The organism is Nocardioides sp., from assembly GCF_030149505.1.
Lineage (GTDB): Bacteria > Actinomycetota > Actinomycetes > Propionibacteriales > Nocardioidaceae > Nocardioides.
In genome coordinates, this window is the sequence record NZ_JASBRN010000087.1 from 1 (window position 1) to 14,449 (window position 14,449).

The 14,449-nt window shown below is 64.6% G+C and carries 6 protein-coding genes; 5 read left to right on the plus strand and 1 reads right to left on the minus strand.

All coding sequences use genetic code 11. The features are described 5' to 3' along the window. Both Q1V71_RS19660 and dcm read left to right on the plus strand, forming a co-directional pair. Window positions 1-1,876 (plus strand): vitamin B12-dependent ribonucleotide reductase (locus tag Q1V71_RS19660; RefSeq protein WP_300646124.1); only part of this gene is annotated, 1,876 nt, incomplete at its 5' end. 108 nt (window positions 1,877-1,984) lie between these two features. Continuing rightward, the gene (gene dcm, locus Q1V71_RS19665) at window positions 1,985-3,421 is read left to right on the plus strand and encodes a DNA (cytosine-5-)-methyltransferase (RefSeq protein WP_300646126.1); all 1,437 of its coding nucleotides are present in this window, start codon (window positions 1,985-1,987) and stop codon (window positions 3,419-3,421) included. Between the two features lie 21 nt (window positions 3,422-3,442). Here dcm and Q1V71_RS19670 read toward each other — a convergent pair whose 3' ends face one another. Beyond that, window positions 3,443-4,585 carry a hypothetical protein gene (locus Q1V71_RS19670; protein ID WP_300646128.1) on the minus strand — a complete coding sequence of 381 codons (1,143 nt, stop codon included), beginning with the start codon at window positions 4,583-4,585 and terminating at the stop codon, window positions 3,443-3,445. 226 nt (window positions 4,586-4,811) lie between these two features. On the opposite strand from Q1V71_RS19670, the gene Q1V71_RS19675 reads away from it, so the two are divergent. The 3 genes from Q1V71_RS19675 to Q1V71_RS19685 are packed head-to-tail and all read left to right on the plus strand — an operon-like array spanning window position 4,812 to window position 14,244. Further along, complete coding sequence (locus Q1V71_RS19675) at window positions 4,812-7,862, plus strand: hypothetical protein (protein WP_300646131.1); 3,051 nt, start codon at window positions 4,812-4,814, stop codon at window positions 7,860-7,862. A gap of 8 nt (window positions 7,863-7,870) precedes the next feature. Next, window positions 7,871-13,198: a DEAD/DEAH box helicase gene (locus Q1V71_RS19680; protein ID WP_300646133.1), complete on the plus strand. Its 5,328-nt coding sequence runs from the start codon at window positions 7,871-7,873 to the stop codon at window positions 13,196-13,198. Further along, window positions 13,195-14,244, plus strand: a complete 1,050-nt coding sequence (locus tag Q1V71_RS19685; RefSeq protein WP_300646134.1) for a PD-(D/E)XK nuclease family protein — start codon at window positions 13,195-13,197, stop codon at window positions 14,242-14,244. The genes Q1V71_RS19680 and Q1V71_RS19685 overlap by 4 nt, the downstream gene beginning before the upstream one ends. The last annotated feature ends 205 nt before the right edge of the window (window positions 14,245-14,449 follow it).

Sequence of the window (14,449 nt, forward strand, 5' to 3'; positions counted from 1 at the left end):
CGACTGGCACACCAACCCCGAGACCGGGCGCATCACGGCGTCCAACCCCTGCTCGGAGTACATGTCGCTGGACAACTCCTCGTGCAACCTCGCCTCGCTGAACCTGCTGAAGTTCCTCAAGGACGACGACACCTTCGACGCCCCGCTGTTCGCGAAGGCCGTCGAGCTGATCATCACCGCGATGGACATCTCGATCTGCTTCGCGGACTTCCCGACCGAGCCGATCGGTGAGACCACCCGCAACTACCGCCAGCTCGGCATCGGCTACGCCAACCTCGGCGCGCTGCTCATGGCCATGGGCCTGGGCTACGACTCCGAGGGCGGTCGCTCCATGGCCGCGACCATCACCTCGCTGATGACCGGTGTCTCCTACAAGCGCTCCGCCGAGGTCGCCTCCGTGGTCGGCCCCTACAACGGCTACGCCCGCAACGCCGAGGCCCACAAGCGGGTCATGCGCAAGCACCAGGCCGCCAACGACTCGGTGCGCACCCTGCACGTCAACGACGCCGCCACCCACAAGCTCGCCACCCAGGCGTGGGCCGACGTCATCGCGCTGGGGGAGAAGCACGGCTTCCGCAACGCCCAGGCCTCGGTGCTCGCGCCCACCGGCACCATCGGCTTCATGATGGACTGCGACACCACCGGCATCGAGCCCGACTTCTCCCTGGTGAAGTTCAAGAAGCTCGTCGGCGGCGGCTCGATGCAGATCGTCAACCAGACCATCCCGCGGGCGCTGAAGAAGCTGGGCTACCAGCCGGAGTCGATCGAGGCGATCGTCGACTACATCGCCGAGCACGGCCACGTCGTCGACGCTCCCGGCCTGCGCACCGAGCACTACGAGATCTTCGACACCGCCATGGGTGCCCGGGCCCTCAAGCCCATGGGCCACGTGCGGATGATGGCGGCCTGCCAGCCGTTCCTCTCCGGTGCCATCTCCAAGACCGTCAACCTCCCCGAGAGCGCCACCATCGAGGAGATCGAGGACGTCTACTTCCAGTCCTGGAAGCTCGGCCTCAAGGCGACGGCGATCTACCGCGACAACTGCAAGGTCGGCCAGCCGCTGTCCGACGGTGGCGGCAAGGCCAAGAAGGACGCGGCCGACGCCGCGGACGCGGCTGCGGCCGCCGAGGCCGAGGTCGTCGAGAAGGTCGTGGAGAAGGTCGTCTACGCCCCGACCCGCAAGCGCCTGCCGAAGTCGCGGGTCTCCCGCACCACCTCGTTCACGGTCGGCGGCGCCGAGGGTTACATGACCTCGGGTGCCCACGACGACGGCGAGCTCGGCGAGATCTTCCTCAAGCTCGGCAAGCAGGGCTCGACCCTGGCCGGCGTGATGGACGCCTTCTCGATCGCGGTGAGCATCGGCCTGCAGTACGGCGTGCCGCTGGAGACCTACGTCTCGAAGTTCACCAACCTGCGCTTCGAGCCCGCCGGCCTCACCGACGACGCCGACGTGCGGATGGCCCAGTCGCTGATGGACTACGTCTTCCGTCGCCTCGCGCTGGACTACCTGCCCTTCGAGTCCCGCCAGGCCCTGGGCATCTACTCGGCCGAGGAGCGCCAGCGCTATCTCGAGACCGGCTCCTACGAGCCCGCCGAGGAGACCGGCTCGGCCAGCGAGCTCCTCGCCGCCCCGACCGTCGACGTCGCCCCCGTGGTCGAGGAGGCTCCGGTCGACCTCAAGGACACCGACGGCTCCGCCCAGCGCGAGGTCCCGGCCACCGAGGCCAAGCAGGCCCACACCTCCGCCGAGCTCATGGAGAAGCTGACCGGCACCGCGGTCGACAGCCCGCTGTGCTTCACCTGCGGCACCAAGATGCGCCCGGCCGGCTCCTGCTACGTCTGCGAGGGCTGCGGCAGCACCTCCGGCTGCAGCTGATCCGACTAGCTCATGACGAGGCCGGGCTGCGCGATGCAGCCCGGCCTCGCCCACGACACGGCGCGCGAGGTCCCCTTGGATGTCGGCGCCGAGACCTAGGATTCGAACGTGAGCTCGAACAGCGAAGCCTCCTTCACCTTCTCCGACCTCTTCGCCGGCATCGGCGGCTTCCACGCGGCCCTGCACGCCGCTGGCGGGACGTGGGCGTTCGCCAGCGAGATCGACCCGGATGCCGCGCGCGTCTACGACTACAACTGGCTCAGGCCGCTGCGGGAGCGGGGCGCTTGCCTGCCGGAAGGCGTCGAGGAGTTCCGGGTGAGCGGAGACATCGTCCCGCTCACCGACCCCGAGGTGCTGGTCCCGCGCGCTGACGTGCTCGCGGCGGGCTTTCCGTGCCAACCGTTCTCGAAGAGCGGGTTCCAGCGGGGCATGGCAGAGACTCGAGGAACGCTGTTCTGGAACATCGCGCGGATCCTGCAGGACGAGAAGTCACGCCCCGCTGTCGTCATGCTCGAGAACGTCCGCAACCTAGCCGGTCCTCGGCACGAAGAGACCTTTGCGACCATCGTCCGCACACTCCGGCAGCTCGGATACCGCACCGCCGACCGCCCCGCGGTCTTCTCCCCGCACCTGCTGCCACGCGAACTGGGCGGCAGGCCCCAGGTCCGGGAGCGCGTCTTCATCCTCGCCCACTACGTGGGACGCGAGGCAGCGGAGCGTGAGGAGAACTTCGACGAGCCGATCGTCACTCCCAAGACTTATGAGACCGACTGGCGCAAGGAGTCGTGGGATCTTGAGAGGGACCTGCCGCTGCAGCCCGACGACGAAGTCCCTGGTTCGTACTTCCTCGAGTCCGCCGAGTCCAAGTGGATCGACACCTGGGACCGGTTGCTGACTGAGGTTGCCGGGAACCTTGGGCCGGGAGAGCGCCTGCCTGGCTTCCCGATCTGGGCGGACGAGTTCCGGACCCTCGAAGAGGCGGAGGACCGGATCGAGATTGCCGCCCTTCGTGGGGAGCCGTATCCGGTGTGGAAGCGCACGTTCCTGCTGAAGAACGCGCAGTTCTACGAACGACATGCCCACCTGCTCGACAAGTACCGACTCGAGCTGGACGCCTTCCCGGCTTCTCGTCGCAAGTTCGAGTGGCAAGCCGGCCCCCACAGGCCACTCCGCGACACCATCATGCACTTCAGGCCGTCGGGCATCCGTTGCAAGCGGCCCGATTACGTCCCCGCCCTCGTCGCGATCACCCAGACTTCAGTGCTGGGTGATCGGCGTCGACTGACCCCTCGCGAGACAGCGCGGCTGCAGGGCCTTCCCGAGTCCTTCGAGTTCCGGCAAAGCTCCAGCACGACGGTCGGCTCAGTAGCCCAGAAAGACGGGGCCTCCTACAAGCAGATGGGCAACGGCGTCAACGTGGGTGCGGCCTACTTCGTGTTCCGGCAGTACGTCCTTAAGCACGCTGAGGAGATCGGCGAGCAGGCCCCCGGACTCGTTGCGGCCATCAAGAGCAGCCCGAGCAACCCGGACCTCGCGCTGTCCTGAGTTGGTGTCCAGAGCTCGCAGTCAGAAAAGGACCGCGCGGCTGCTCTCCTCCTCAGGGCCGATGCCGGGTTCGTAGGAGTAGACCAGGAAGTTGTCGATGTACCTCTTCTTGATCATCACTTTGAGGGCTCGGGCCTCCCCGCTGGGCTGCCGGCCCTGTGTGAAGTCGCCGAGCACCGTGTCGAAGTTGGCACTGTTCACCTCGAGGATCTTGACGCGGAAGAAGTTGACGGACTCCTTGAACCTTCTGGCATAGGAGAGGGGATCGAAGCCCGTCCTCTTCACGTATCCCACCGAACGCTTCCACTCGTTCCACTCGATCGTGGCCGCGTCGCCGTTGTCGCGAGCATGTCGCGTGCTGTGCTCGTAGATGACGTACCAGAAGCGCCCGTACTGCTCCACGCACCGGCGGATGTCGTCGGCGTCATTGCCTGGAGTTTCGGGCTTCTTGTAGTCGGAGGCCTTCAAGTCACCCAAGAAGTCGATGTGGGACTTCCGGATGAACTCCAAGTCGTAGTCGAACGCGTCCCTTCCCTTCGTCTTGACGAACCGGACGTGATCGCTTCCTGCTCGTCCAAGGAACGCATGGAGACGGAACTCCAAGTAGAAGCCCGGCCACTCACCCTGGAACCGATCCGGCCATGCGGCGTCGTGCATCTCACTGACAGCGCGCAGTGCCTCGACGCGCTTCCCGTCCACGAATTCCCTGTTGAAGGCGTCGAGCGTCTCGATGTGGGGGTCCCGCGCTGTTTGGCCCGTGTCGAGGTACTCAGCGAGTCGATCACCGCGAATGCTCGTCAACCGGTTGTGCCTGGCGTCCACCCTGGTGAACGTGCCGTGGACCTGGGCCTGGAAGAGGTCGTTCGTCGCGACGTGCGCCGCCGAGTTGTTGGCTTTGCGAAGCACGTATGTGGATGGGTCGAAGTCGACGAAGACGGTCGTAGTTCCGTATCGGTAGACGCCCATGAATCGCGGCGTCAGCCCCTGGCGGAGCGCTTCGTTATGAGCATCGATCCAGCTGCGCGGAATCTGGATACGCTTCTTGAACTCGGGCCACGGAAACCCTAGGTGGGTCACCTGTTTCGACATGATGATGTGGCCTTGATGGCTGATGACGCGCAGCCCGGCGATCGTCTTCACCTCGGCCCCGGAGAGGGTGTCCAAAAGGAGCTGCTCCCGAGCTCTTTGAGAGAGCCTTGAGTCGGGGGCACGCACGAGTCGACCGGCCGAATCGATCTGGTCAACCTCTAGTACGCCCACGACCGGAGTTCTACCAGCCCGATCTCGCCAGGCGTAGGCATTCTTTACTTTCTTTCTCGATCGCGCGCAAGCGTCGGTTGCTGTGGGTACGGTCGGGCGATCATCACTACCGAGACTCAGGGGAGCGCACGTGAACGTCTGGGCGGAGTACGAAAGATGGGACCGGGCTCTCGCACGCCACCTTTTCTCGGAGGAGTCGGCTGGAGTTCCGGTGTATCTCGAGATCACGCCTGAGGTGTTCGCTTCCGTCGCCTCCGAACTAGATGTGGTGGGCGACCCAGCGCGGCGGCTCGCCGAGGTCGTCCGCGAAACCTTGTACCTCGATGATCGCAACGGCTTCGATGCCCACCGAGAGCGGTTCCAGATGTGGCGCCGACATGAGTTTGGGCTCGCAAGCACGCGCGTCAAGCGGACCTCGACTGATCTGGCGCCGCCGCCCGTCGTCGCCCTTCTCGCGGTCCTCGTGCTAGCGGCTGAGCGGATGGGAAGGGATGCGAACCAGGCTGCCCATGCGTATTACCCGCGCTTGGCTGAGGTGCTCAACGTGGACGAGGGGGAAGCGGCGCGTCTCAAACAGGCCTTTCCGATAACTGAGACGTTCTGGCGGGGCCTGAACGACTACCTGGTCGCCCACGAAGGTCGTATCGGGTTACCGACAGCCGACGCGTTGTCCTTCCGCTACGTCGGGATCCCGCAATCGCAGGCACTAGTGCGTGCCGCAGACCGAGCCAAGTTGCCGGTGTTCTTCACCCGCTTTGGGCTGGCGCCGGGGTCTGAGGTCATTGCAACGGACCTTGAGCGGTTGATGGATGTCTGGATCGGGGGATCCCCCTGCCCGGTCAGCAGCAATCTTAAGAATCTCTGGGGACGCGGCGCTGCGCGCGAACGGATCGCTGGGGTCGCGGCTGTCGAGTTGAGACTCTGGGACGGGGCATTCCGCGACACGTCGGAACAGTCACTCACCGCGTCTGGTCAGGTCGGCCTCTGCGCGAACCTGAGGCAGTCGTTCGGCGGCCGCAGCATCGAGTTCTCCTTTGTGGCTCGGGTGCCCCGAGCCACCGCGGTGAGTGAACTCGTCGTCAGCTCCGCTGAGGCGAAGCCAATAGTCGGGGTCATTCCGGCCGCGGGCGGCAGGGTCCGCCCGATCCCTGGGAGCAGGTTTGACGCCGCGTCGCTAGTGGGTGCGCTGATGGAACTGCAAGAGCCGGACTCGGGGGAAACAATTACTCGCCGGCCACGACGGCTAGTTCCACTACGCCGGGACGAATTGATCGGGGCTCTGGTCGAGACCGACCGTCTCCAATTGGCAGACGACGTACTACTTCTGGTCAAGGACGACTCGAGACTTCTCGGCAACGTCCTGGCGGTCATTGATCAGTGCGGGATTCGCGGCGACATCTACCGCAGCATCGCGTCCGAGGACGCTCAGGCGCTCCCGGGACTGCCCGAGGGGTGGGTGCTCATCGATGGAGTCCAGATGCTCACGGTGCCTCGAGGTGTCAAGCACGTCGACCTCCACGCGTTGGTCCCGCTGACCACCGCACAACTGAACTTCGCAGGTGGGCTGAAGATGCCGGGTCGCATCAGAAAGTTCTCCAGCCTCCAGCCGCCCGAGATACGAGCAGCGGTCGCAGAGGCCGAGACGATCACGATCACGATCACGTCGGTCGGGGACGAGGTCGTTGAGCGTTACCAATGGTCCGAGCAGGCGAACGCCATGGTGATCCCCTTGGCCGGGCTGGAACTCGAGGATGGGGACTACGAGGTCACGCTCCAGGTAGATGATGAAGTCCTGTCCCGCCCCACTCTGCGTCTGCGGTCTGCAGACACGCCCGATGCTTTGACATGGGAGACATGTACGTCGCTCAACTACGAATTCGATTGGAGCCCAACGGCGGCCATCTCCGCCAACGCCTCTCTCGGCACCGCCAACCTGTTCGTCGACGGCGTCAGCACCATCGGGCTCCGAGACCGACCGAGGCTGGACAAGCCGGTCCCGGAAGGCGTCGGCTGGGCGGCCAAGAAGGCATCCTCGGGAGTCGTCCAGCCGGTTGTTGTCCTCGGTTCTGCCGACCCCAAATCGTGCATGGTCACGGGTAAGCACTACATCCAGCTCCCAACTTGGCACGGTGGGAAAGCGACGGCGAAGACGATCCAGGGAGTTTGCCGGGACTGCGGCGTCGTCAAGACCTCTCCGACGAGACCACGTTGGAAGAACGTCCATACGCCTGATGAGGCTCCTGCTGAGTTGCACCTCGCTCAGTACACAACGGATGTCGAGCTGCAGGCGCAGTGGGATGTGTGCCTGGATACCGTCGTCCACGTTGGAGGCGGCCCGATCTCTGCTCTCGAGAGGATTGCCGCCCATGTGGACGGTACGAGCCTCTTTGCAGACGAGTTCGTGCGTGCCCTGGAGGTCGCCGGTCACATCGATGTCCGACGTGATGACGCCATGGCGCCACAGGAATGGGAGGCCAACCCCGCCTATCTCGCCGAGACAATGAGGAACGGGTTTCTCCTAGCTGGGGTGTGGTCACCATCCATGCGTGCCGTTCTCGAGCGCGAGGTCAAGGCGGCCGGGGGGCAGGTCACCCGGGTGGCTGGCGCGGACAGCGGCCTGTCCAGCTGGTACGTCCGCGGCTTGTCTGGAGACAGGTTAGAGAACGTCACCGATGCGATGAGCCTGCCTCATGCAGTCGTCCGCGACGCAGCGCGCCGGATGCTGGCGGCGTTGCCGCCACTGAGCGAGCTTGAGGCCGCGATGCCGGACGTCCCGATACCGCAGCACAGCAAGGCAACCATGTTCAGCCTCCGCGATGCCTCGTGGCAGAACGTGCCCGGCGTCGGCGCCCCGGGTGCCTACCGGGTCGAACAGGCGTTCCGCCGGCTGAGCATCTGGGTCGATCAGGGCGGCGCCATCTCGCGAACTGCGCGCATCGGCTCGGTCCAACTAGTCAAGCATCTGGCGGGACGCGCCGCAGGTCGCCCGCTCCTCGGCTACCTCTCGGCGAGCGAGGCGCTCGTGGTCCCCATCGGCGCCGACCTCCCTGGCCTCTACGGCAGGGTCGCAGCCTTGTGCTCCGGTCAACTGCCACGGAGCTCGCCGCGCACTCGATCGCTCGCCTATCTCGACGTCCCCCGCGACATCGCAGACGGCCTTCATTCACTCCTCGCAGGATGAGCTCACTGATGACCACGACACCTTTGTCGCTGCGCGACGACCTCGCTGCTGCTTACCTCCGCTACATCGACACCCAGTACTGGTTGCGCCACACCGGACTCGCCGACGAACGTCGCGGTCTTTTGCGCGCCGACGGAAACCTCCGCAGCGAGGCGCTGCTTGAGCCGGTCCTGCCTTACGATGCCTCCGTCGATCTGCTCCACACGGCGGGGGCGGCCGGTCTGTCACCAGAAACAGCGGAGATCGTCGGCCGCGCGCTCTTCGGCGATTTCACGCCACCTGATCAGCCCGTCAGACTTCGCGCCCACCAGGCCGAGGCGGTGACGAGCCACTTTCGCAGTGGCACCGATCCCGGCCGCAACGTCGTGGTCACTTCCGGGACGGGCTCAGGCAAGACCGAGAGCTTCCTGCTCCCCATGCTGCTGCGCCTCGTGGAGGAAGCGAAGGCATGGCCGACCCAAGCCGAGCCGGATCTGTGGTGGGACGATCAGCCGCATCCGCGCCGCTGGCGGCCCCTTCGCAGCCAAGAAACTCGGATTCCGGCCGTGAGATCGATGATCCTCTACCCGACGAATGCGCTCGTCGAGGATCAGATGACCCGGCTGCGACGGGCGGCGCGCCGAATTGGCGCCGCCATCCCGCACCAGCCGCTCTGGTTCGGGCGCTACACCGGCGTCACGCTAGGCAGTTCCAGACGACCGGCTGACGGTCGCGGCCCGGGTTTCGCCGAGCTCGTGAGCAACCTCGAGGACCAAACCTCCGAATTTCGCCGACTCGTCGAGGCTGGGGTTAGCGAGGGGGACCTCGCGCAATTTCCCGACCCCCGCAAGCACGAGCTGCTCGTCCGATGGGACATGGTCGAGACACCGCCGGACATCCTTGTCACCAACTACTCGATGTTGAATGCAATGCTTATGCGGTCCTTCGAGGACGCTCTGTTCGAGCGAACTCGCATATGGCTCGACAATTCATCAGACCACGTATTCACGCTCATCGTCGACGAACTGCACCTTTACCGGGGTACTCAGGGCAGCGAAGTCGCGATGGTCGTGCGCAACTTGCTCAGCCGACTCGGCCTCGCTCCAGACTCACCGCAGTTGCGTTGCATCGCGACGAGCGCTTCGCTGAATGGCGGCAGTGGTGGCCTGGAGTACCTCCAGCAGTTCTTCGGTATCGATTCCAGGTCCTTCCATGTCACACAGGGAATTCCGCGCGAGATTCCGCGACTCACCGGCCTCGACCGGGCCGCCTTGCTGGCAGGTGAGGCCCCCAGCGCGGGCGTGATCTCCCAGCAGATCGCTGCAGCTTGCGTCGATCCCGAGACCGGCCGCCCGAGAGCCACCGAGTCGTCGTTGATCGCGGAGCGACTTTTCGGCGCCCCTGACGAGGGCCAGGAAGGGCTCGCCGCTGCGCTGCTCTCACTGGCCGAGGCAGCCGATCTCTCGGAGACTATTCCGCTGAGGTCCCATCAATTCGTCCGCACGATGCGAGGCATGTGGGCGTGCAGCAACCCGGCTTGCGATGGCGTCCCGGAAGAAGCCCGCGAGAACCGGCGAATCGGGAAGTTGTATGGAATCCCGACCCTGAGCTGTGCAGACTGCGGGTCCCGCGTCCTTGAACTGCTTTACTGCTTCTCGTGCGGTGACGTCAGTCTGGGGGGGCACGTCGTCGAGCGAACCTCTCCGGAAAACGGCGAGCCCGATGGACTCGTCATCGCCTCTGCCAACATCGGCGAGGTCACCGCAGAGGTCGCACCGGTCTTTCGACGTACCCACGACGAGTATGTCTGGTTCTGGCCCGGTTCCAAGCCCATCCAGACGGACCCATCGTGGTCAAAGACAATGCCTCAAACCAGGAAAGACGCAACCTTCGCGTTTAGCCCAGCAAGCCTGGATCATGGCACGGGACTCGTCACCACCGCAGCCGACAAGCTCGACGGTTGGGTCATGACAGTCCAGGCTGACCTCGGTGACGGTCAGCGAATCCCAGCCATCCCCGACAGGTGCCCTCGATGCGACACCCAGGGCTTCAATCCCGCCGCCAAGTTCTTTGCCGGCGCCGTGCGCAGCCCCATTCGTGCACATACTTCCGGCGCGGCGCAATCGACCCAGCTCTACTTGTCGCAACTCGTCAGAAGCCTTGGTGACACCGCCAAGGACTCGCGGACCATCGTCTTTACCGATAGCCGTGACGATGCCGCCCGCACGGCTGCCGGTATCGCGCTGAACCACTACCGAGACGTCATCAGACAGATCACGCAACAGGTGTTGACCGGCGAACGCCCCTCGCTCCGCACAATCGTCGATCGGGGGGTCGCGATGGAGGCACTCACCGCGGCCGAGCAGGAAGCGTTCGAGAGCTTCAAGAGCAGTCACCCCGACGTCCTGCTTCTGCTACGTAAGCAGGAATTCGTGCCGCTCGAGGCGGCTGAGAAAGCCACGGTCGACGATGCGTTCTCAAACAACGACGAAGTACGTATCGGCTGGCCTGAGTTGCGGTACGAAGTTTGCGACCGGCTCGTTCACCTCGGGATCCCGCCGGGAGGCCCGGGCCCCTCGGCTGCCTTCAACCAAGACGGCAGCCCATGGTGGAAGGCCTTCGCTCCGCCGGCACCCCACCTATGGGTCCCGCTTCCCCTGAATGGGCCGCGTGAGACGCAAGCCGCAATGCAGACAGAGAAGCTCGTGCAAGCCCTCGCTAGTGGACTTTTCGGCCGCGCGGGCCGTGACCTCGAATCAGTTGGCATCGCCTACTTTGCGGCACCTGCGGCTTCGTCAGGGGTCGTCGCAGATCCCGTTGTCCGCGGCCACATCTTGGCCGCCGTCATCCGTATCCTCGGCATTCGAAATCGCTGGCAGGGTGCCGATGCCAAGCCCTCCACCAATGTGCCGCGGACCGTCGCGCGCTACCTCAAGACCGTCGCCGAGGTACATGGACTGGACTTCGACAACCTTGCCGACGACGTCAAGAGGTTGCTCAAGTCGAGCGGTATCGCTACCGACTGGCTGCTGGACCTCGGGTCGCTCTCTTCGCCGTTGAGCCTGATCCCGCTTGGAAGGCAACGTTGGCGATGCGACACGTGCGGTTTCATGCACGGTCACCCCGCCGGTGGCGTATGCGCGAACGTTGGCTGCAACCGGCCAACGTTGGTGGAGATCAGTGCTGCGCAGCGCGATGACGAAGGCGACTACTACGGGTGGCTCTCACGCATGCAGCCCCGACGCCTTGCCTCTGCGGAGTTGACTGGGCAAACGAAGCCTCTCAGTGAACAGCGCCGCCGGGCACGAGTGTTCAAGGAGGTACTGCTCCCTGCTCCCGCTGAGAATCAGCTGACCGTCCCGCTAGACGTGCTGAGCGTGACAACGACGATGGAAGTCGGCGTCGATATCGGCTCACTGCGATCGACAGTCATGGCCAATATGCCTCCGCAGCGCTTCAACTACCAGCAACGGGTAGGTCGAGCCGGCCGCGCCGGGCAGATCTTCTCGTACGCGGTGACCGTGTGCCGGGACCGCTCACACGACGACGACTACTTCCGCTCACCGCGTCGCATGACCGGTGACGATCCGCCGCAGCCATTCCTCGACCTCGGGCGCGTCCGAATCGTGCAGCGCGTGGTTGCGGCCGAAGCGTTGCGACGCGCTTTTCAGACGATTGCCGACCCCCCTGAATGGACGTCCGACAGCATCCACGGAGTCTTCGGGTCGAGCCAGCATTGGGCTACACGTCGAGGCGAAATCGGCGCCTTCCTTGCCTTGTCGACCATGCCTGACATGGTCGCGCGGTTCTGCGCGCACACGGGTCTTTCGCCCGCATCAATTGAACAGATACGGGACTGGGTGACTGATGGTGGCCTCGTTGCCGACATCGATGCCGCAGTGACCCGAGACGCCGGTACCACTGACGAGCTGAGCGAGCTCCTCGCGACGTATGGCGTGCTGCCCATGTTTGGGTTCCCGACGAGAGTACGCCGCCTCGTCCGCCGTCGCCCTTCGAAGCTCGAGGAGCTGGACAACGTCACGGTGTCCGACCGTCCCCTCAGTCAGGCCGTCTCGATGTTCGCCCCAGGGGCCAAGATCGTCCGTGACGGAGCTGTCCACACCGTCGCTGGGTTCGCGGACTGGACCCCCGACTTCAAGGGCATGAAGCCGGTCGACCCGATCGGGCCAGAGATCTCCCTGGGACTCTGCGACGAGTGCGGGGCATGCGCTGTCGGTGCCACCGACCCGCTTTGCGGAATCTGCAATGCAGGCCTCCGCATCGTCCCGATGCATCAACCGCGCGGCTTCCGGACCGTCTACCACGAGGTCGATTTCGATGGCGACGAAGATCAGTCGGCCAACGCAAGCGCTCCGACCATCTCCGTGGACGGAGAGCCCGAGACAGACGTCACCGTGCTTGGTGCGCGGTTGAGTGGATACGCACAAGCCCGATTGGTCCAGGTCAACGACAACAACGGACGGCTGTTCAGCGTCGGTGAGGCTCACGGCTCGTGGCTGGTGACCGATGCCGACCTGTACGAGGACCTCAAGGCCTGGCCGCCCACCAACGTGATCGCCTCCAAGCAGATCGCGATCGGTGAGCTGCGTACAACAGATGCCTTGACAATCGGGATCGCCGGTGGGCACACGCCCGGGGGCCTCATCCCGTATTCGCAAAGCGCGATGCCGGCGGGTCTGTCCGCCTACCGGTCCCTTGCGGAAGTAGTTAGACGCGCAGCAAAGCAACAGCTCGACATCGACTCCAACGAGTTGGTTTCAGGGCTTCACCCTCAAAGTGACGGCTCGATGCACGTCTTTCTCGCTGATGCACTCGACAACGGCGCCGGCTACGCCGCCGAGATCGGTACCGCTCACAATTTCAATCAACTACTCGCCTCGGCACGGCTGGCGTTGCGCGATCGGTGGGCCGAAAAATCGCATGCCCACTGCAGCTCGTCCTGCCTGGACTGCCTCCGCTCTTACGACAACAGTCGAGTCCATGGCTCACTCGATTGGCGGCTGGCGCTCGACATGCTAGATCTCCTCGCTGACGAGCCGCTCGCCTTGGCCAGGTGGATGGACCTCGGGCAGCGCGCCGCCGAAGGGATCGCCGCTACGGGGTTACTGCAGATCCAGGCGGACACGACCGAGGGGGGAGTGCCTTATCTATACAACGTTGCTACCGGCCGGTCAGTCCTGGTCGGCCACCCTCTGTGGTGGCGATCGGAGGACCGCGCGACTGAGGAGCAGATCAACGCCATAGATGAACTGAACGGGCGATCGGCTCAGGTGACTCAGAGTGACGTGTTCGAAGCGCTGCGCCGGCCCCTCGGAATTGTCCGGTCGCTGGTATGAACCCGCTTCTGTGGCCTACTGCGTCGCCCCCGCCGATCCCCCTGATTTCCCCGTCGGCAATCAACACCTATATGCGCTGCCCTCGGAAACTGGCGTTTCAACGAGACCCCTCGCTGAGGAACTTGAGCAAGCCAACCCTTCGGAGCGCCTTGGGAGTCGCAGCCCATTCCCTTCACGAGATCGCAGCGACCAATAGTCCACCTCCCAACCAGGAGTTCGAGGGCTGGCTGCGAGAAGAGTGGGAACGGCTCCTCGGTGAGCAGTCGGTCAGGGTCGCTGAGGCATGGCCCGGTCGCGCAGTGCCCCCTGCAGGCCAGTGGAACGGCGTTGTTGCCACACGCGTACGAACGCTGCGCACCCTCGCACAGTCCCGGGCGTCGTCGCCCTCGGCGAGAAAGTCAAGGACGGAGACTGGCTTTCCTTGGATAGAGCGCAGGCTGGAAGATCTGGACACGGGTATCTTCGGTACCCCGGACCGAGTGGACGTGCGAAACGGCCAATTGCGGGTCGTGGACTTGAAGTCCGGGGTCTACCAGGCCGAGATGCAGCCGGGGCAGCGCCTTCAACTTCTGCTCTACGCACACCTCGTTGACGTTGCCTGCAACCAGTTGCCCACCGTCGGTGTCATCAAGGACGCCCGGGGGATCGAGTCCACCTTTCAGATCGACAGCGTCGCGGTGACAAGAGCTATCGCAGTGGCTCGACAAGTAATGACGCAGTACAACGCCGCTGTTGCCTTGCGCGACGTTCCCGCCAGTCCTGAGGCAGCCACATGTCTTAATTGCCCCTACCGTGTGGTCTGCGAGCCCTACTGGTCCTCGGAAGCGAGGTCCGCTGGCGACCTCCGCGGCACCGTGAGCCATGTCGAATCTCGTTCCTTCGCGGTGGACACAGGGACATCCGGTGCCGTCCGCGTCGTTGCGGCACAAGGGTGTGCAGTCCCCGCGATTGGAGACGAGGTCGTGGTGCTCGACCTCCTTCCCGCAGGAAGTGGAACGCTGCGGATGCGCTGGAACTCAGACATACGGCTACCCAGCGAAGAGTGAAGTCGGTTCGGGTGCTGGCTGACTTGCGGCCGTCGTAACCGCACCGACGTCAGTTGCTGTGTCGACCTGCGAGTCGGTTAAATTCTTCGTCGGCAGCAAGCGGGCAAACCCAAACACACCGCGCAGGCACGCGTAACGTGGGCTTGGCTGGCCCGTTGTGTTGCCGCGGGTGCCGCGGGTGCCGCAGTAGTCGCAGACCCAGCGT

Coding starts and splice junctions, on each gene's coding strand:
- Q1V71_RS19685 (WP_300646134.1), top strand. CDS start 13,195: ATGAACCCGCTTCTGTGGCCTACTGCGTCGCCCCCGCCGATCCCCCTG.
- Q1V71_RS19680 (WP_300646133.1), top strand. CDS start 7,871: ATGACCACGACACCTTTGTCGCTGCGCGACGACCTCGCTGCTGCTTAC.